General features: G+C 46.2%; 14 protein-coding genes and 2 tRNA genes. 9 read left to right on the plus strand and 7 right to left on the minus strand.

The window, feature by feature from the left end:
- Window positions 1-848 precede the first annotated feature (848 nt).
- From FHS86_RS13170 to FHS86_RS13180, 3 genes are all read left to right on the plus strand, one after another.
- Entirely contained in the window at window positions 849-4,121 is a 3,273-nt protein-coding gene (locus FHS86_RS13170) for a hypothetical protein (protein WP_429414394.1), read from the plus strand.
- A gap of 2,155 nt (window positions 4,122-6,276) precedes the next feature.
- Window positions 6,277-7,218: a nucleoside hydrolase gene (locus FHS86_RS13175; protein ID WP_429414397.1), complete on the plus strand. Its 942-nt coding sequence runs from the start codon at window positions 6,277-6,279 to the stop codon at window positions 7,216-7,218.
- Window positions 7,219-7,260: 42 nt separating this feature from the next.
- Window positions 7,261-8,013 carry a sulfite exporter TauE/SafE family protein gene (locus tag FHS86_RS13180; protein ID WP_429414434.1) on the plus strand — a complete coding sequence of 251 codons (753 nt, stop codon included), beginning with the start codon at window positions 7,261-7,263 and terminating at the stop codon, window positions 8,011-8,013.
- A 216-nt stretch (window positions 8,014-8,229) separates the two neighbouring features.
- Here the strand turns inward: FHS86_RS13180 and FHS86_RS13185 are convergent, their stop codons facing one another.
- Window positions 8,230-8,718, minus strand: coding sequence for a response regulator (locus tag FHS86_RS13185; protein WP_429414400.1), 489 nt, complete (start codon window positions 8,716-8,718; stop codon window positions 8,230-8,232).
- Between the two features lie 349 nt (window positions 8,719-9,067).
- On the opposite strand from FHS86_RS13185, the gene FHS86_RS13190 reads away from it, so the two are divergent.
- The 5 genes from FHS86_RS13190 (at window position 9,068) to metK (ending at window position 13,510) form a co-directional block, all read left to right on the plus strand.
- Window positions 9,068-9,394, plus strand: a complete 327-nt coding sequence (locus FHS86_RS13190) for a PadR family transcriptional regulator (protein WP_429414403.1) — start codon at window positions 9,068-9,070, stop codon at window positions 9,392-9,394.
- A gap of 58 nt (window positions 9,395-9,452) precedes the next feature.
- Window positions 9,453-11,030 carry a PspC domain-containing protein gene (locus FHS86_RS13195; protein ID WP_429414406.1) on the plus strand — a complete coding sequence of 526 codons (1,578 nt, stop codon included), beginning with the start codon at window positions 9,453-9,455 and terminating at the stop codon, window positions 11,028-11,030.
- Between the two features lie 41 nt (window positions 11,031-11,071).
- Window positions 11,072-11,608 carry a DUF4252 domain-containing protein gene (locus FHS86_RS13200; RefSeq protein WP_429414409.1) on the plus strand — a complete coding sequence of 179 codons (537 nt, stop codon included), beginning with the start codon at window positions 11,072-11,074 and terminating at the stop codon, window positions 11,606-11,608.
- A gap of 84 nt (window positions 11,609-11,692) precedes the next feature.
- Complete coding sequence (locus FHS86_RS13205) at window positions 11,693-11,941, plus strand: hypothetical protein (RefSeq protein ID WP_429414412.1); 249 nt, start codon at window positions 11,693-11,695, stop codon at window positions 11,939-11,941.
- 279 nt (window positions 11,942-12,220) lie between these two features.
- Window positions 12,221-13,510 carry a methionine adenosyltransferase gene (gene metK, locus FHS86_RS13210; protein ID WP_429414415.1) on the plus strand — a complete coding sequence of 430 codons (1,290 nt, stop codon included), beginning with the start codon at window positions 12,221-12,223 and terminating at the stop codon, window positions 13,508-13,510.
- Between the two features lie 51 nt (window positions 13,511-13,561).
- Here metK and FHS86_RS13215 read toward each other — a convergent pair whose 3' ends face one another.
- From FHS86_RS13215 to FHS86_RS13240, 6 genes are all read right to left on the minus strand, one after another.
- Window positions 13,562-14,629, minus strand: coding sequence for an NAD-dependent epimerase/dehydratase family protein (locus FHS86_RS13215; RefSeq protein ID WP_429414418.1), 1,068 nt, complete (start codon window positions 14,627-14,629; stop codon window positions 13,562-13,564).
- A complete protein-coding gene (locus tag FHS86_RS13220) occupies window positions 14,617-15,102 on the minus strand; it encodes a pyridoxamine 5'-phosphate oxidase family protein (protein ID WP_429414421.1) in 486 nt (161 codons plus the stop codon). The genes FHS86_RS13215 and FHS86_RS13220 overlap by 13 nt, the downstream gene beginning before the upstream one ends.
- 2 nt (window positions 15,103-15,104) lie before the next feature.
- A complete protein-coding gene (gene dnaG / locus FHS86_RS13225) occupies window positions 15,105-17,078 on the minus strand; it encodes a DNA primase (protein WP_429414424.1) in 1,974 nt (657 codons plus the stop codon).
- Window positions 17,079-17,263: 185 nt separating this feature from the next.
- Window positions 17,264-17,336 (minus strand) — tRNA-Gln (locus FHS86_RS13230).
- A 185-nt stretch (window positions 17,337-17,521) separates the two neighbouring features.
- Window positions 17,522-17,594, minus strand: a tRNA-Phe gene (locus FHS86_RS13235).
- Window positions 17,595-17,681: 87 nt separating this feature from the next.
- Window positions 17,682-17,921: a putative signal transducing protein gene (locus FHS86_RS13240; RefSeq protein WP_429414427.1), complete on the minus strand. Its 240-nt coding sequence runs from the start codon at window positions 17,919-17,921 to the stop codon at window positions 17,682-17,684.
- A gap of 109 nt (window positions 17,922-18,030) precedes the next feature.
- Here FHS86_RS13240 and FHS86_RS13245 point away from each other — a divergent pair, with 109 nt between their 5' ends.
- Window positions 18,031-18,273, plus strand: coding sequence for a hypothetical protein (locus FHS86_RS13245; protein ID WP_429414430.1), 243 nt, complete (start codon window positions 18,031-18,033; stop codon window positions 18,271-18,273).
- The last annotated feature ends 954 nt before the right edge of the window (window positions 18,274-19,227 follow it).

Below are 19,227 nucleotides of genomic sequence, written 5' to 3' on the forward strand. Positions count from 1 at the left end.
AGAGAACCGTCCGTCAGCCGACGGACAGGCACAGAGGACCACGGAGGTTTTTGAGTGCCTGAGTGCCTGAGTAAGCGACTGCGAAACAAGTTTGCAGTTCACTATCCGCAACCAGTAACGAGTAACGAGCAACGAGTAACGAGCAACAAGCAACCAGCATCCATTTCCTCTAATGTGTTCTATTGTATCTATTGTGGTTTATTTTTATGAGTGCCTGAGTGCCTGAGTGCCTGAGTGCCTTAGTACCTGAGTGCCTAAGTAAGCCATTGCGAAGATTACTATTCCGGGTAGTAGTGATCAGCCAGCTGGCGGACTATAGTTTCCTATTGCTTTCCATCGCTTTCAGTTGCGAAGCAAGTTGGCATTCCACTATCCGCACGCCAGGCAAGCCCCAACCAGCAACCAGCAACGAGCAACCAGTCCGCCAGCTGGCGGATTTCCTATTGTGTTTTTTTGAGTTCCTGAGTGCCTGAGTACCTGAGTGCCTTAGTACCTGAGTGCCTAAGTAAGCCATTGCGAAGATTACTATTCCGGGTAGTAGTGATCAGCCAGCTGGCGGACAACCGTTTTCTATTGCTTCCTATTGCTTTCCATCGCTTTCCATCGCTTTCAGTTGCGAAGCAAGTTGGCATTCCACTATCCGCACACCAACGAGCAACCAGCAAACATTTTCTAGTGCTTTCTTTTTCACCATACTGACACAATGACCAATGACTTTTTCCCATTGTCTTCAATTGCTTTCCCTTTCTTCCTTTTTCCTTCTTCCTTTCTTTACGAATTAATTCCCATCCACACTGCTACTTAAAAAAATCTTGCTATTTTTGAGCTGATTAAGCAAACTCGTCGCAGTGAAGTATTTAATAATCATAGTAGGGCTGTTGCTGATAGCAACAAGTGGAATGACACAGGTTCATACCACAAAAGATGCTTATACAGGTACCTGGAGCGATGCTGCTTCCTGGGAAGTTGGTGGTGTGCCAAATGAGTCAGATAACAATCTGGAGATAACCATCAACGGCACCATTACTTCATCGGCTTCACTCAGTTTCTCCAACAACTTTAAAACACTAACTGTTAATGATACCTTGATCGTGGAAGGCGACCTGACCTTTACCAACGGTGCTTCACCCGGAATTACCATTGGATCTGAAGGCTTATTAATTGTTACAGGGAATTTCAATTATGGTGCGAGCCAGGAAAATGGTACGATAACAATTGATAGTGGAGGGCGTTTGGTCGTTTATCAAAACACAACAGTCAGGGGTGATTTGGCTGTTGCAGGAGCGTGGAATACAAGTGGCAGTTTTTCTCATTCAGGAGGTCGGTCACTCAATTTGTCAGGATCGCTTGTTGTTGGAAAAGATATGAGTCTTTCAGCTGCTGACGCCGAATTTCAATTGGGTTCCTACATTGGCGTATTGGGAAATGCTGATTTTTCTTCTTCAAATTTTAATACCGACAATGGTGAAGTCGATGTAATGGGGACCGCAAGCGGAACACAGCAGCCTGCAACAATCACCACAAGCATCGAAGCAGGTGATCCCATTCTGTATGTGACCGAAGGCATGGACGTGCTTCTTTTCAATAGTACTGCCGACATGGCCGGAGTACCTTATACCAATAATTTAGGAAGTCCTTTTACCGGAACCATCTGGGAATCGGGCGATGTGGAAACTGATTGTCATGTCGGGGTTCAAATATCGGCCGATGTGACTTTTAGTGGTGGAGCAAGCTATGCCGAGGCCTATCTGCAATATTCCACCGATGGAGGAAACACCTGGTCAGCCGCAGTTTCTTTTACCAATTATAGTGGCGACATGTACCGTGCAGAAGGCATTATGGCCAATGGAGGTATTGTGGCAGTCAGGCTCTATGCCGATAATTTTCCCGATGGGGAAACGGTAACACTCGATAATGTCACCATTGCTGCCACCAACGAAGGGGGCATTGCACCCAATGTAATCCAGTGGGGAGCCATCGAAAGCGAAGTGTGCGTAACCGGCGATGCCAGCTATACCATTGCCAATGCGGCCGATTATGCTACAATTACTTGGAGCATTGAAGGCGGAGGCGGATCGATTATCGGTGTGAACGATGAAGCAAGCTGTACCGTAAGGTGGACCTCATTGCCCGGCACCCTTCGTGCTACTGTAACAGGAGGGTCTTGTGGTGGTGAATCAGCTGAAATTTACAGGGAGATTACGGTGGAAGCCCCATCGGCCTTGTCCTTTGGAGTAGAAATAAACAACAATACCTGCAACGGGGTTGACGACGGTGCCATCGCAGTAACGATTTGTGGCGGTAGCGGTACTTATACCTATGCCTGGAGTGGTCCTAATAGTTTTACAAGCGATCAGCCATCTATCAGTGCCCTGGTGCCTGGAACCTATAGCTTAAGCATAAAAGATGAAGCCGATGTAACTGTGTTTACCGATAACTATGTTTTAACCAATCCTCAGCCACTCTCCCTCACTTACGAAATGGTAAAATGTATTGGTGATGATGGTTCGATTACAGCCCATGTTTCAGGAGGCACACCTCCCTACAACATTACTCTTTCCGGGCCTGTTAACGAAGGGCCTGTTAGTGCTTCTGATTATACCTTTGAAAATCTTTTGGCGGGAACCTATACAATTAATGTAGACGATGTCAACAGTTGCCCCTTTACTCCGGTAGAGGTAATTTTGGAAGATGACGAGGATGCGCCCGTATGTGCTGATCTTCCAGGGGATGCTACCTTCCTGTATGAAAATTTCAAGGACTTTATTTACACTCAAAACCCGATCGATTTAACACAACAACAATATCAACCTGCAGTACCTGAAGATGATTATCACGACTATCTCGAGAACACTTTGGCTGACGAATATAGCCGGGAGTATCTGTTTGATGTATCCAATCATAACAATCTTTCACTCACTTTTAATCTGACACAAAATACACCTGACGGTCAAACCTGGGACGATGAAGATGATTATTTTGTTGTAAGCATCAATTACGACGGGGTAGAAGAAGAAATCTATCGGCTGCCGGATCCTGAAAATGGCTGGGGAAGTGAGCTGGATGATGAGGAAGTAAGTGTGAGTTTGCCCCTGATTGCCCAGGGAGCCAATGAACTTCGGGTTTATTTGAGCTATACCACCGATGGTACTGAAGATTTTACCATCGAAAATGTAGTTTTAAGCGGAAGCACGGTGGGCAGCATGATTACCACCGATCCCTACGATCCGGAAAATCCAAATTCAAGGGGTGCCGGAGAGCCGGAGAATTGTACCGACAACCAAACCAGCGAAGGCACAATTGTGGTGACTTATGAGGATGGTCCGGTTAACTGGGTATGTAACGAAGCCGAAAATCAGGAATTCTGGTTCAACCGTACCTTTACCATTACCGATGCCTGCGGCAATTTAAGCACCCATGTGCAGAAAATCGGGATAGGAAGTAAACCTTTCATTAATGCGGCCGTCAACCAGATATTTGATTTCTGTCACAATTCGAATGTAGCGCTGGATATCCCCGAAGCCAACGATGGTGGCTGTACAGCCGATCCCTCCATCGAGTGGGAAGTAACGGTTAATGGCGACAATGTAGTACCTGCTTCGGGCACAACGGTGGCCAGTGGTGGAGCCATCACCATCACCACCTTTCCGCAACCAGTTTTAAACGATACTACTTATACCATAACCTGGACCGTACGCGACGAAGCAGGTCTTTCAATGTCAGTTACTCAGGACATTAAAATCCTGCGGCCTTTGACCATCAATTTTGACCCTGTAAAAGATCATTTCTGTTCGAAAGAAGAAGTTCAGTTTAATCTGACAGTAAGCGGTGGAACGGGAGTTTATGAAGTGCCGGTCATTACACCTGAAGAAATTGATCCGCTGGGTTGGAATGACCCCGATCAGGTTGGTGATGGAATTGGTACTTATACAACCGATGGACTGGAATTATCGGGTACTGAATCGGTTGTGGTCACTTTTACCGATACCGAGCAAGTGATTGAATCCATTACAGTTCCAGGTGGCTGCCCCAAAACCTGGACTTTCACCCATGGCACCGATGTGGATGCCCCTTTCACCATTCATCAAAACATTTCCACCAACGAGATTACACGCGATTAATAAAGTAAAAAGTCAGTGAGTCAGTGAGTCAGTGGGTGGAGTACCTGAGTACCTGAGTACCTGAGTGCCTGAGTGAATAAGTGCATAAGTTCATAAGGAAGCCATTGCGAAACAAATTACGATTCCTCTGATAATTGCATAGATTTTCGCATCATTCCGCGCTACCTCCACCCTTCAGGGGTCCCGATAGCTATCGGGAGAGGGGGGTATTTTTTGAGTTCCTGAGTGCCTAAGTACCTAAGTACCTGAGTGCCTAAGTAAGCCATTGCGAAGATTACTATTCCGGGTAGTAGTGATCAGCCAGCTGGCGGACAACCGTTTTCTATTGCTTCCTATTGCTTTCCATCGCTTTCCATCGCTTTCAGTTGCGAAGCAAGTTAGCAGTTTACTATCCGCACACCAACCAACAACCTTGACAACCGATAACCGTTTTCAACCGCTTTCAACCCTTTTCTAATGTGTCCTATTGTGTCTATTGTGGTTTATTTTTTTGAGTGCCTGAGTGCCTTAGTACCTTAGTACCTGAGTGCCTAAGTAAGCCATTGCGAAGATTACTATTCCGGGTAGTAGTGATCAGCCAGCTGGCGGACAACCGTTTTCTATTGCTTTCAACTGCTTCCCATTGCTTTCAACCGCTTTCTTTTACCACAGAGGACCACGGAGATTTTTTGAGTGCCTGAGTGCCTGAGTGAATAAGTGCATAAGTTCATAAGGAAGCCATTGCGAAACAAATTACGATTCCTCTGATAATTGCATAGATCTTCACAATCCGCCAGCTGGCGGACTATAGTTTTCTATTGCTTCCCATTGCTTTCCATCGCTTTCTTTTACCACAGAGAACCTCAGAGCAGGCACAGAGGACCACAGAGGTTTATTGAGTTCCTGAGTAAGCAATTGCAAAGCAAGTTGGCATTCCACTATTCGCATCCAGTAACGAGCATCCAGCAACGAGCAACGAGCAACCAGCACCTTTGAAATATTCGGATGATGTTCGGCGAATCGGAGATCGCCGCTCCCGATGTAGCTATGATAGTATTTTTCTATTGCTTTCCATCGCTTTCCATCGCTTTCAGTTGCGAAGCAAGTTTGCAGTTTACTATCCGCACACCAACCAACAACCTTGACAACCGATAACCGTTTTCAACCCTTTTCTAATGTGTCCTATTGTGTCTATTGTGGTTTATTTTTTTGAGTGCCTGAGTGCCTGAGTTCCTTAGTGCCTAAGTAAGCCATTGCGAAGATTACTATTCCGGGTAGTAGTGATCAGCCAGCTCGCGGACAACCGTTTTCTATTGCTTTCAACTGCTTCCCATTGCTTTCAACCGCTTTCTTTTACCACAGAGGACCACGGAGATTTTTTGAGTGCCTGAGTGCCTGAGTTCCTTAGTGCCTAAGTAAGCCATTGCGAAGATTACTATTCCGGGTAGTAGTGATCAGCCAGCTCGCGGACAACCGTTTTCTATTGCTTTCAACTGCTTCCCATTGCTTTCAACCGCTTTCTTTTACCACAGAGGACCACGGAGATTTTTTGAGTGCCTGAGTGCCTGAGTGAATAAGTGCATAAGTTCATAAGGAAGCCATTGCGAAACAAATTACGATTCCTCTGATAATTGCATAGATCTTCACAATCCGCCAGCTGGCGGACTATAGTTTTCTATTGCTTCCCATTGCTTTCCATCGCTTTCTTTTACCACAGAGAACCTCAGAGCAGGCACAGAGGACCACAGAGGTTTATTGAGTTCCTGAGTAAGCAATTGCAAAGCAAGTTGGCATTCCACTATTCGCATCCAGTAACGAGCATCCAGCAACGAGCAACCAGCATCCAGCACCTTTGAAATATTCGGATGATGTTCGGCGAATCGGAGATCGCCGCTCCCGATGTAGCTATGATTGTATTTTTCTATTGCTTCCTATTGCTTTCCATCGCTTTCCATCGCTTTCAGTTGCGAAGCAAGTTGGCATTCCACTATCCGCACACCAACCAGCAACGAGCAACCAGCAACGAGCCTCGTAGAAATATTCTCCTAAGGTCGAATTTCACGGGGCAGGCAACCAGCAACAAGCAACCGTCTTTCCTTTTTATCAACTTTAAGCAGCAAAAAGCCTAACTAACAATAATATTTTTATTTTTGTATCGCCTGAAAATTAATATTTCATGCCTGTGATCGAAACTAAACCTGTTCAGCCCCCCCTGTTTTTTAACCACGATGGTGCCATCGATGATTTGGTGGCGCTGGTACTGTTATTGACTTTAAGTCAGTATCGGGTGAGCGGTATTGCAGTCTCTCCGGGCTGTTATGTGCCACCATGTGGTGTACAGGCAACTTTGAGAATTTTGGATCTGTTCTGCCGCCACGATGTGGAAGTTGTTTCAACTTCAGCTGTGGAGTCAAATCCTTTTCCTGAGGAATGGTGCATTACAACCAGTAAGATATGCAATGAGCTGCTTGCCGAGCGAAAACCCAATGAGAAGCAGCTTGTTGAAGAAGATCCGCTCGATTTTACTTACCGGAAGCTGATTGCAGAGGAGCAAAAGACAACCGTGGTACTTACAGGACCTGCAACGCACTTTGCCGCCGTATTGGAGAAATATCCCGAAGTGAAGGACAAGATTGACCGGATTTTGTGGGTGGCAGGGGCATTTTATGCCGATGGAAATGTGCTGGTGCCCGATCACGACGGAAGCGCCGAGTGGAATATTTACAGAGATCCACAGGCTGCGGTGAATCTTTTGGCCGCCTCTTTGCCGGTTTATTTGTTTCCTGTCGATGCAGCAAAGCATTTGCCTGTCGATCAGTTCATGCTGTATCATCTTGAAAAGAACAGCGACAAAGCGCTTAGCCGTGTGGTTGGAAGCTTGCTCGAACCTGCCTGCAAAACATGCGGGAAATACCTTATTTACGATGTGCTTCCAATGGTTTACCTGGGCCGGCCCGATTTGTTTCAGTTCGAGTCGAAGTCGGTTAATATTGAATTGCGGGGGACTTCAACAGGAAATATTTACCGGAATACCATGGGCTATCCTATTAAACAAGGCTCGGTAAGCGATGAAGAAGAATATGTCAGTTTTATTCTAAGGCAGCTTAAACAATTTTAGCGTCGGGGGTTTATATTATCTCTTCATAATTAGTAAGCAGTGATGTTATTGAATGTACTTGAGCTGAATGGTACCGAATGGGTACTGCTGATGCTGTGTGCTTTTCTGGTAGGAATGTCGAAAGCCGGTGTGCCCGGCGTCTCGATGATCAGTATTCCCATACTGGCCATGGTATTCGGGGGAAAGAATTCAACCGGAATTTTATTACCCATACTGATCATGGCCGATCTGTTCGGGGTAGGCTATTATCACCGTCATGCCCACTGGAAGCATGTGTTGCGGGCCTTGCCATGGGCTGTTGCGGGCGTGTTGCTGGCCATGGTGGCGGGCAACCGGGTAAACGATGAACAGTTTAAACGCCTGATTGCATTGGTTATTTTTGCCGGTGTGGGGCTGATGATCTGGCGTGAGCGGAAGGAAGAAAAGGCCGCCATTCCCACTCAGTGGTATTTTGCAGCCCTGATGGGACTTGCCGGGGGCTTTGCCACCATGATAGGCAATGCCGCAGGTCCGATACTGGCCATTTATTTGCTGGCCCTGCGCCTGCCTAAAAACGAATTTATTGGTACTGCTGCGTGGTTCTTTTTTCTGATCAATGTAATTAAAGTACCATTTCATGTTTTTAGCTGGCATACCATTAGCGGGCCAGGATTGCTGACCGACCTTTACACCCTGCCGGCCATTACCCTGGGAGCACTCAGCGGCTTCTGGCTGGTAAAACGGATCTCGAACAGGCGCTATCAGTGGATGGTGATTGTGGTGACGGTATTATCGGCCATTCTCATGTTGTTTTGATAAAAAAAAGACTGGCCGTTTGGCCAGTCTCTACCATGAAAATAGTCTTACAATTGACAGGGTAAACGAAAAACAATCTGTGAAAGGGTTTCACTTATTAATTCCGAAAAAGGCAAAAAGGTTACCCTCTTTTTCAAAAAAAATTCAAAAAAAAGTGAAAAAAAAACCCGCAGTGTGAGTACGGGTCTGAATAGCAGTATTTTATAAGTGCAGCTTTTATTTGTTAAAAAAGAAGGTAAAGGCCAAAATTGCCAGAACAATGATGATCAGTGCGGCAAAAAATACAATAACGCCCACGCGGTAACGCTTATTCGACTGAACCAGTTTGTTCACCGATTGTATCTTATTGATTTTATTGACCAGTTTCTTCAGCGCCATCTGATCTTTTACAATGTAATCGTAGGCACCATATTTCATCGTGTTGATGGCCACATCGATGTTGTCCTGACCCGAAAGGAAGATAAATTCGATGTCGGTATCCATCTCTTTCGCCTTTTTTAATACCTCAATACCGTTCATGCCATCAAGCAGAAAGTCCTGTATTATAATGTCGGGATTACGGTACAGGTTATTGATCGCATCTTCACCTGAGTAAAAAGGCATCACATTGGTGAATTTGTTCGATTTGAGATAGCTCACTATCAGCTTGTTGTAGACCCTGTTGTCTTCTACTACAAAAATCAGGGAGTTGTTTTCTTTTTGCATAATGGCTAAGTTAACTCTTGTGGGTTGATGGAGCCCTTAATTCAAAATCAAAAATAATCTAATTTTTTAATGATCTCCTAAATTAAGAATTTTTTCAATAAGTGCAGCACGATCATTTGACTAACATAAAAAAATAGGTCCTTCGGTCAACTCAAATGTTGTTTGATTGTCCGAATTGCAGAAGCAGCTCCTTGGTTTACCTGCCTGTTTGGTTCGTTTACCGATAATTTTGTTGCATACATACTACTTTGCATTGCCAAGTACCATTTTGTACCGCATCTTTGAATCGTGTTTTTTAACCAGGAACACAAAAAATAAAAGCCATGAACACATCAATTAAATTAAGCGCATGAACACAGAAAATACAAAAGCACAAATGAGGAAGGGCATACTGGAGTATTGCATCCTCGAAATTCTTTCGAAACGACAGGCCTACGCGCCCGACATTATTGAAGAAATGAGAAAAGCGCGGATGCTGGTTGTTGAAGGTACACTTTACCCTTTACTTACCCGGCTGAAAAATGCAGGTCTGCTTAGCTATAGCTGGGAAGAATCACAACAGGGCCCGCCCCGGAAGTACTACGTACTCACCAGCGATGGGAAAAGTGCCCTCCTTGATCTTGCCGCATCGTGGGATGAAATTGATGCTGCCGTGCAGCGAATCAGAAAGCTTTGAATCCTTTCATCGATTCAGTATCTTGAAATACAACAGAACAACGATAACTTATAACGATATGAAAAAAACATTGACCATTAATATTAGCGGAATCGTCTTTCACATTGATGATGATGCTTACGAAAAATTGAAAGACTATTTGTCGCGTGTTAGCCAACATTTCAGTAAAGAAGAAGGCGGGCACGAGATCATTAGCGACATTGAAGCACGGATTGCCGAACTGTTTAGCGAACGTACCAGCGGAGGTTCGGGCGTGATTAACAAGCGGCTGGTCGATCAGGTGATCGAAACCATGGGCATGCCCGAAGATTTTCCGGGTGGCGACGATGAAGCGCCTAAGGAGCCAACAGCTGATACGAAGCAGCACAGCGAAAGGCATTATTATACGCAACGCAAAAAATTGTACCGCGATCCCGAAACCCGCGTTTTTGGCGGAGTGTGCGGCGGCCTGGCCTACTATTTTGGCATGGAGCGCTGGATTGTGCGTTTGCTCTTTGTGATCCTGGCCATTGCCACTTCTGGCATTGCCCTGCCGGTTTATCTGGTACTTTGGATTGCAGTTCCAAAGGCTTATTCTACCACCCAACGCCTCGAGATGAAGGGAGAACCCATCAATGTAGAGAACATTGGACGTTCGGTAAAAGAAGAATTCAGTGAGATGAAGGATAATTTTGGCAAGTACAAAAACTCAAAGGAATACCAGAAGGCCCGTGAGTACACCCGCAGAACGGGTGAAACCGTCGAAGCGGCCGGACGGGGAACGGTAAGCGTATTTTCACGCATATTTGGTTTTATCTTTTTAGTAACTGGTTTCTTAATGCTGGCCGGACTGATGTTTGGTATTTTCACTTCTTCTAAAATAGCAGGAGTGCTTCCCGGTTTTCATAGCGGAATCTTCCTCGATCATGTCTTTAGCGGAAGCATGGCAACCACCCTGCTGCTGGCAGTACTCATCATTGTGGGAATGCCCATCCTGTTGCTCATTTATCTGGGAACTAAAATGTTGTTCAACTATGTGGCCAACAGTCGTTCGGTACTTTTGACGGCCCTTGGCGTGTGGGTAATTGGCATCATTGTAGCGATTGGGTCGGGCGCTGGTGCCATCGATGTTTTCAGTACCAGCACTTCGGTGAGTAACGAAAAGGAACTGAACATACCAGGCGACACCCTATGGCTCGAAATGAACGAGGACTTGTATGAGCGTTACGAATCGAGAATGCAGGTGAATAACTTTAAGATACTTGTTGTCGACGGCGAGGAACGGCTGGTGGGCAAACCCAGGTTTACTATCAGGGAAAGCAACAATGAAGCAGTGGAGCTCAAGGTGCGCTCATCGTCGAAGGGAAATAACTTTAAAAATGCGCTGCACAATGCAGGCGAAATCAATTATCAGTATCAGCTCGAGGGCAATACGCTGCTTTTCGACCCCTGGTTCTTTATTGAAGAAGGAGGGAAGTGGAGAGATCAGAAAACGATCATCGAATTGAAACTTCCTGTAGGCAAGGTGGTGTATCTCAACGATAACCTGTTGCCCATTATTCATGATATTAAAAACACAACCAACACCTGGGATGGCGACATGACCAGTCGTTATTGGGAAATGAAAGCCGATGGCCTGACGCTGGTTGATAAATAAACTACTAACAGATACAATTCAGCTTTCCAAAAAAGACAAATATGAAAACACTAATTCAACTAGGAATCATACTGGCCATGACGCTGAGTTCATTGCTGGGTTTCTCCCAGAGCCAGTCAGATAAAATTTATGATCTTTTCTCGGGAAAAGATGGCGTGGTGAACCTGAGTTTTTCCAAGTCGGTAATCAAACCGTTAGAAGTTTTTATCGATGAGGATACCAAAAAGGTGATCTACAAGATGGATAAAATAAAAATGTTGTCGTACAACGAGCGCAAAGGCAGCCTCTTTGCCGATGAGGTTTTCGAAAGAATGCTTGAGCAGTTGGATGGCAAAGGATATTTTACCATCGACCCCGATGAAGTAAGCAACGATAACTGCCATATTACACTCGACGATGACGATGACCGCCTTGTTTTTATCGGCCACGGACAGCGCCATAACATGGATGAATTTCACATGTTGCTGCACGATGACGAGATGAGCCTCCTGTTCTCGTTTTATGGTGACATTACCATTGAGGATCTTAGCGAATTCGGGCGTTTTGCTTGTTCTTCACGCGGCTTTATTAATCAGTAGGATTCATCGCATTACAATTTGGAGTGCCTGACTTTGAAACAGGCACTTTTTTTTATTCCTTTGCACGAACACAATTTAGTTAAAATGTTAAGCATCATTCTATATTTTGTCGGCCTGCTGCGAACGCTTCTGGTCATTGCAGTGATTTACCTGGTGGTACGATGGCTGACCCGTCTTTTTATTCAGGGCAGCCAGTCGGCTCAACGCAGGCAGGGCTCCAACGAACCCCAAAAACCAAACGAGGGGGAAACCACCATTCGCTACAAACCGGGAGGTGAAAAAATTGTCGACAAGGACAAGGGGGAATACGTCGATTTTGAAGAAGTTGACTAGGCATCCCGGGTTTCATGCAACAATGTCGCCAGCGCTTCGAAGTGAGTATTCATCGCTCATGTGGTGGAAATTAATTGGATACCTTTAGGTCTTCATTAGGGTGAAACGCTTTGAAAGTCAGAAAAACATTGTATATTTGCCCCGTATTTGTGGAAAGATTTGTGAATGATTGCAACCACGAAAAAAAATGCTAAAGCGTTCGACTTGTTATCGATTGCCGCTCACTTCACAAATCCCTTCCTTATTTATTAACCTGTTAGTTTAGGAAATACTATAATTATGGGATACTTATTTACATCCGAATCGGTATCGGAGGGACACCCCGATAAAGTGGCCGATCAAATTTCAGATGCCATTTTAGATAAATTGCTGGCATTCGACCCCAACTCCAAAGTGGCATGCGAAACCCTGGTCACAACAGGGCAGGTGGTACTGGCCGGTGAAATTAAAACCGAAACCTACATCGATGTACAGGAAATAGCCCGCGAGGTGATTAACCGCATTGGTTACACCAAGGCTGCCTATCGCTTCGATGGTGAGTCGTGTGGTGTTTTTTCGGCCATTCATGAGCAAAGCCCCGACATTAACCGTGGGGTGGTACGCACCGATCCAATGGAGCAGGGTGCCGGCGATCAGGGCATGATGTTTGGTTATGCCTGTACCGAAACCGACAGCTACATGCCACTGGCACTCGAGTTGTCGCACCGGCTGCTGATTGAACTCGCAGCCATTCGTCGCGAGGGAAAGGTAATGACCTATTTGCGCCCCGATTCGAAATCTCAGGTGACCATTGAATATGGCGATAAGGGCCAGCCCCTTAGGGTACATACCATTGTGGTATCGACCCAGCACGACGAATTTGTACAGCCCGAAAGCAAGTCGCCCGAAGCGGTCGAAAAGGCCGATCAGCTCATGCTTGATCAGATAAGGAAAGATGTGATAGAGATCCTGCTGCCCCGCGTGGTCAGTAATTTGCCTGAACGCTTGCAGGCGTTGTTCGACGATCAGATCATCTTCCACGTTAACCCAACCGGTAAATTTGTAATAGGCGGTCCGCATGGCGATACCGGCCTTACCGGGCGCAAAATTATTGTAGATACCTATGGTGGAAAGGGAGCTCACGGAGGAGGTGCCTTCAGCGGCAAAGATCCTTCGAAGGTCGATCGTTCGGCAGCCTATGCCGCGCGTCACGTAGCAAAAAACCTGGTGGCGGCCGGCCTTGCCGATGAAATTCTGGTGCAGGTAGCCTATGCCATTGGTGTGGCACGGCCCATGAACATCTTCATCGATACGTATGGAACGTCGAAGCTTGAAATAAGCGACGAGGAGATTGCAGCCAAAGTAGAAACACTCTTCGACATGCGGCCCAAGGCCATTGAAGACCGGCTGAAACTGCGCAACCCGATTTATGAGGAAACCGCTTCGTACGGGCACATGGGGCGTGATCCGAAAGTGGTGAAGAAAGTTTTCACTTCTCCCTATTTCGAAGCTTTCGAGCGGGAAGTTGAACTCTTTACCTGGGAAAAACTTGATTATGTTGAAAAGGTAAAGGCCGCTTTTGGTCTTTAGTTGTTCTGAAGAAAAATAAAAAGTGATGGCTGCCCTGAGGGGTGGCCATTGCTATTTGTTCTTAAGCGATGCCAGAAACATGGCGCCCACCTCGGCAATGGTGTCATCGATTGAACGGTAGTTCAATCCGGTGATGCGGGTAATTTTGGAACCGTCGAAACGGTTGATCTTGACCGAATTGCTTACGCTTTCGCGCGTAATAAGCGGGGACGAAGCGCTTAGTTTAGCCAACAGCCAGGCAGCACGCCATGCCACGGCCAGCATGGGTTTTCGGGCATGGATACGGGGAGCAGGCACTCGCAGCACTTCGGCAATTTTACCGAATATTTCTTGGTAGCTGTGGTTGGAGGCGTTGAGCAAAAAGCGCTGGTTTTTTGTCTTGTCCCAGTTTTGCGGGTTGGTGAGCGTAACAAGGGCCGCACTCACATCGCGCACATCGACAAAACCGGTTTCGCCCCGGGTATAAAATTTCAGGCCCTTGTAAATCTGGTGAAAGAAGGCCGAGCTTCCGCTTTCCCATTCGCCGGGGCCGAGAATAATCGAAGGATTGACGATCACAGCATCCAGGCCTTCGTTAATTCCTCTCCAAACTTCCATTTCAGCATGAAATTTACTGATGCTGTAGCCCGAATTTTTTTGTTCAGGAACCCAGCCGGTTTCTTCATTAATGGCTTCGGCATTTTCGGTTTTTCCCAAAGCTGCCACCGAGCTCACATGGCAGAAACGTTGTACTCCTTTTTCGATGGCCGCATTAATCAGCAGGTGGGTGCCTTCGATGTTGGCCCGATACATGGCCTTTCGGCGTGCAGGATCGAATGATACCATGGCTGCTGAGTGGTAAACAGTGTCGACACCTTCGAGCACTTCCAGCATGGAAACAGCATCGAGCAAATCGGCTTTTACCCATTCAATGGCAGCCGACAGTTGTGCGGGACAATCGGCGTAGGCTGCCACATTGCTCTCAAACTGTTCGATGCGCTGCTTTTCGCGGTAGATGGCCCTGATGCGGCATTCCTTTTTGAAAAGGTCGATCAGCAGTCTCGATCCCAGCATGCCGGTCGCACCGGTTACCAGTACCAGGGGTTTTATGCTTGTTTCGTCGTGCTTCAACTGTTCCATGGTGTGGGGGCTTTGGCACCAAATTCCCTGGCTGCGAGCTGGTCGATTTTCATTTTCATGACGCCTACATTTTTCACGGCAGGTGCATTGAATTTGAAGGTTTTGTCGCTGTATTGTTGCATGAAAATATGCAGTATTTTTTCTTTTTCATCATAATCATCGACAATTTCAATGCGGCCTTCAACAATCGCCGTTTTCGATTTCACGCGCCAGCTGCATGCTACCATTTCGTCCTGCCAGGCCAGATCGTCGCCCGAAAGGAAGGTAATGCAGGCCAGGGGATTTTCCTGAATGATTGCCCACTTGCGTCCAAACTGCCCGCTGTGCAGGTAGATGTATTCACCATCGTAGCCGAAGTTCATGGGGATGACATAAGGTCGCATGTTTTTATCAGCCAGGCCTACATAGCAGGTACGACACGACCGGATCAACTGTTCAATACTTTCTTTGTCTTCGATGAATAGTGTTCTCATAATTATGATGTTATGGCCCTTCTGCCCAGTTTGACCGATAGTTCCTTTTCCACCTTTTTCAGGTTGGTGATGATGGTTTGCATTTCGAGCACCTGGTCGAGGTGTTCATTTCCCAGTGCTCCGATTTTCTTCATCAAGCCTTTCACGATGAGTTTCACATGCCTGAGCTTGTATTCCTCGATCAGGCGGGGGACAATCTGAAAGAGAATTTCTTCTTCTTCTTCGATGTAGGCTCCTTTCTTGCGCCAGATCATACTTTCGATGTGCTTGTCGACCAGCAGGCCGCTTACCAGACTGCTGATTTGGTTGTCGGTGTGTTGAACAAAATAGCGTTCAGGGTTGAAATAATCTTCGAACTGGTGTTCGTTGAATTCTTCAAATATTTTCTGAATAACCGGATCGACCGAAGAAAGGTTGTCGGCCTCGAGTTCCGAGAGGATGTATTCGCCCACCTTTACCATGCGTTCTTCTCCGTTTTCTTCTTCTTCCACCTTGAATAAATCGTTTGAAAAATAGCGTAGCAATACCCTGAGCAAAGCCTTCTCTTCAATTTCGCAGGGATTCTTGGGTGCTTCGGCCGGTTGCGCAGCAGCTGCTTTTGCCTGTGTTGCTTCCCTGATTTGCTCCCGCTTTTCTTTTACAATCTGCTCTTCAGTCTGCCTGAATTTGATTTTATTGACTTCGGTGTACAGGATGCGCTCCTCCATGTCGAGCATTTTGCTGCACTCTTTGATGTACACCGAGCGGGTAATGGTATCGGGAATGACTGCAATCGATTTTACAATGTCGATGATGAGCCGCGCCCTGGCCACGGGATCCTGATCGGTTTGATCGATCAGCAGTTTCGTTTTAAAACGAATGAAGTCGGTTTCGTTCTTGCTGATGTAGTCGAGCAGGGCAGTGGCATTCATCGAGCGGGCAAAAGAGTCGGGGTCTTCGCCATCGGGCAGTGGCACCACTTTTACATTGATGCCTTCTTCGAGCACCATGTCGATTCCCCTGATTGAAGCCTTGATTCCGGCCTGGTCGCCATCGTAAATAATGGTGATGTTGGAGGTAAAGCGCTTGATCAGTCTGATCTGGTCGTTGGTAAGCGAGGTTCCCGATGAAGCCACCACATTTTCGATGCCCGACTGGTGCATCGATAGCACGTCGGTATAGCCTTCCACCAGGTAGCATTTATCGTTGCGGGTAATGGCATTTTTAGCATGGAAAATGCCGTAAAGCACCTTGCTTTTATGGTAGATTTCCGATTCGGGCGAGTTGAGGTATTTGGCGGCTTTGGGGTCGGTTTTTAAAATTCGTCCGCCAAAAGCAATGACCTTTCCTGCCAGGTTGTGAAAGGGGAAGATGACCCTCCCCGAAAAGCGATCGCGAATCCAGTTGTCACGTTTGATGGTCAGTCCGGTTTCTTCGAGGAACTCCATTTTGTACCCGTTGCGAAGGGCAGCCTGGGTAAAGGTGTCTTTTTGATCGGGGCAGTAGCCCAGCTGGAATTTTTTAATGATGTCGTCGCGAAAACCGCGCTCCCTGAAATAACTTAGGCCTATGGTGCGTCCCTCATTTTCGTTCATCAGAAAAGCTGAGAAGTATTCACGGGCATAGTTGGTAACAATCAGCAAACTTTCACGGCGGTTACGCTGGGCAATTTCTTCGGGCGTTTCTTCTTTTTCATCTACTTCGATGCGAAATTTTTTTGCCAGGTAACGAAGTGCTTCAACGTACGAAAGATGCTCGTGTTCCATGATGAAATTCACAGGGCTTCCACCTTTTCCACAGCCAAAACATTTGTAAATCTGCTTGGCGGGTGATACGGTAAACGACGGTGTTTTTTCGTTATGGAAGGGGCAATTTCCAAGGTAGTTGACCCCGCGACGTTTGAGGGTAACAAAGTCCTGCACTACCTCCACAATGTCGGCAGCGTCCATAATTCTTTCAACCGTATGCTGATCAATCATGGGAACAAATGTAGTCATTTCAATTTTTAGAAAAGGGCAGCGGCGGGGTGATTTTTCCGGCAGTGAAAGCTTCGGGCAAAGTTGTTTTGCTGTGAACGAAGGGGCCTGAGCGAGGGCTACTGATTGGGATTCAGACGCTGAATGGTCAGCCTTGTGCTCGCTTTATGGCAAAAAAAAAGACCTGCCAGTTGCAGATCTTTTTGTTGTCCCACTAGGGCTCGAACCTAGACTCTTCTGAACCAAAATCAGACGTGTTGCCAGTTACACCATGGGACAGTCCTTGTTTGCCTTGTTTCTAAGACGGGTGCAAATTTATAAAAAAAATCAAACTGCCAATAAAAAAATCAAATAATTTGAGCACTTCGGTGTTGGAAGTTAATTATCAGCGCTTTTGAACAGATTTTATTTTTGTCAGTGAACGTGTTTACAAAAAAAGACGACCAGCTGATCGTCTTTTTTAGTGGTGCCACCAGGAATCGAACCGGGGACACACGGATTTTCAGTCCGTTGCTCTACCAACTGAGCTATGGCACCTTGTTTTGAGGCGTCAAAAGTACTTCATTTTTTCGAATTCACAAACAGTATGATCCGATTATGTAAAAATGAAATTGATGACTTGTGTTAATCAGGCAGATGCTGGTTAAATTCATCGAGTAAAATTGCCGCTTCGTGTTTTGCCGCTTCATCGATGTACACATCCACCGCCGATGGAACACTTCCGGGAACACCTGCAGCGATGCCCGAACGGAAGTCGTTTTTTAACAGCACGTCGATGTCGTGCTTTTCCAGCTTGCTTTTGATAAGTAAGGCTGTTACTTCGGAGCCGGTGAAAATCCTGATGAGTTTGTGTTGTTCGCTCATTATAAAAGGGTTTAGTGTTTACTGATACGCATGTCAAATATAAAGAAAAATGATGTGCTAAGGAAGAAGTCAATGGTCAATAAGGAAAAAAGGAAAAAAGGGAAAGCAGTTGAAAGCAATTGAAGACAAAGGGAAAAAGTCATTGGTCGTTGTGTCGGTAAGGCGAAAAGGAAAGCAATGGAAATCCGCCAGCTGGCGGACTCGTTGCTGGTTGCTGGTTGCTTGTTGGTGTGCGGATAGTGGAATGCCAACTTGCTTCGCAACTGAAAGCAATGGAAAGCAATGGAAAGCAACTGAAAGCGATGGAAAGCAATTGAAAGCAATAGAAAACTATAGTCCGCCAGCTGGCTGATCACTACTACCCGGAATAGTAATCTTCGCAATGGCTTACTTAGGCACTCAGGTACTAAGGCACTCATAAAAATAAACCACAATAGATACAATAGAACACATTAGAGGAAATGGATGCTGGTTGCTTGTTGCTCGTTACTCGTTGCTCGTTACTCGTTACTGGTTGCGGATAGTGAACTGCAAACTTGTTTCGCAACGGCTTACTCAGGAACTCAGGCACTCAGGCACTCAAAAAAACACAATAGGAAACCGTTGCTCGTTACTTGTTGCTGGATGCTCGTTGCTGGTTGCTCGTTACTCGTTACTCGTTACTGGTTGCGGATAGTGGACTGCTAACTTGCTTCGCCACGGCTTACTCAGGCACTCAGGTACTCAGGCACTCAGGCACTCATAAAAATAAACCACAATAGATACAATAGAACACATTAGAGGAAATGGATGCTGGTTGCTTGTTGCTCGTTACTCGTTGCTCGTTACTCGTTACTGGTTGCGGATAGTGAACTGCAAACTTGTTTCGCAACGGCTTACTCAGGAACTCAGGCACTCAGGAACTCAAAAAAACACAATAGGAAACCGTTGCTCGTTACTTGTTGCTGGATGCTCGTTGCTGGTTGCTTGTTGGTGTGCGGAAAGTGGAATCGTAATTTGCTTCGCAATGGCTTCCTTATGAACTTATGCACTAATTCACTCAGGCACTCAGGAACTCAGGCACTCAAAAAATCTCCGTGGTTCTCTGTGGTAAAAGAAAGCGGTTGAAAGCAATGGGAAGCAGTTGAAAGCAATAGAAAACTATAGTCCGCCAGCTGGCTGATCAGTCCTAACCGGAATAGTAATCTTCGCAATCGCTTACTCAGGCACTCAGGCACTCAGGCACTCAGGCACTCAGGCACTCATAAAAATAAACCACAATAGATACAATAGAACACATTAGAGGAAATGGATGCTGGTTGCTTGT

This window comes from Roseimarinus sediminis (assembly GCF_050433125.1).
Lineage (GTDB): Bacteria > Bacteroidota > Bacteroidia > Bacteroidales > Prolixibacteraceae > Roseimarinus > Roseimarinus sediminis.

What these genes read in the sequence shown, in the direction of transcription:
- FHS86_RS13175 (WP_429414397.1), top strand. Translation starts at nt 6,277, where the DNA reads ATGCCTGTGATCGAAACTAAACCTGTTCAGCCCCCCCTGTTTTTTAAC.
- FHS86_RS13180 (WP_429414434.1), top strand. Translation starts at nt 7,261, where the DNA reads ATGTTATTGAATGTACTTGAGCTGAATGGTACCGAATGGGTACTGCTG.
- FHS86_RS13185 (WP_429414400.1), bottom strand. Translation starts at nt 8,718, where the DNA reads ATGCAAAAAGAAAACAACTCCCTGATTTTTGTAGTAGAAGACAACAGG.
- FHS86_RS13190 (WP_429414403.1), top strand. Translation starts at nt 9,068, where the DNA reads ATGAACACAGAAAATACAAAAGCACAAATGAGGAAGGGCATACTGGAG.
- FHS86_RS13195 (WP_429414406.1), top strand. Translation starts at nt 9,453, where the DNA reads ATGAAAAAAACATTGACCATTAATATTAGCGGAATCGTCTTTCACATT.
- FHS86_RS13200 (WP_429414409.1), top strand. Translation starts at nt 11,072, where the DNA reads ATGAAAACACTAATTCAACTAGGAATCATACTGGCCATGACGCTGAGT.
- FHS86_RS13205 (WP_429414412.1), top strand. Translation starts at nt 11,693, where the DNA reads ATGTTAAGCATCATTCTATATTTTGTCGGCCTGCTGCGAACGCTTCTG.
- metK (WP_429414415.1), top strand. Translation starts at nt 12,221, where the DNA reads ATGGGATACTTATTTACATCCGAATCGGTATCGGAGGGACACCCCGAT.
- FHS86_RS13215 (WP_429414418.1), bottom strand. Translation starts at nt 14,629, where the DNA reads ATGGAACAGTTGAAGCACGACGAAACAAGCATAAAACCCCTGGTACTG.
- FHS86_RS13220 (WP_429414421.1), bottom strand. Translation starts at nt 15,102, where the DNA reads ATGAGAACACTATTCATCGAAGACAAAGAAAGTATTGAACAGTTGATC.
- dnaG (WP_429414424.1), bottom strand. Translation starts at nt 17,078, where the DNA reads ATGACTACATTTGTTCCCATGATTGATCAGCATACGGTTGAAAGAATT.
- FHS86_RS13240 (WP_429414427.1), bottom strand. Translation starts at nt 17,921, where the DNA reads ATGAGCGAACAACACAAACTCATCAGGATTTTCACCGGCTCCGAAGTA.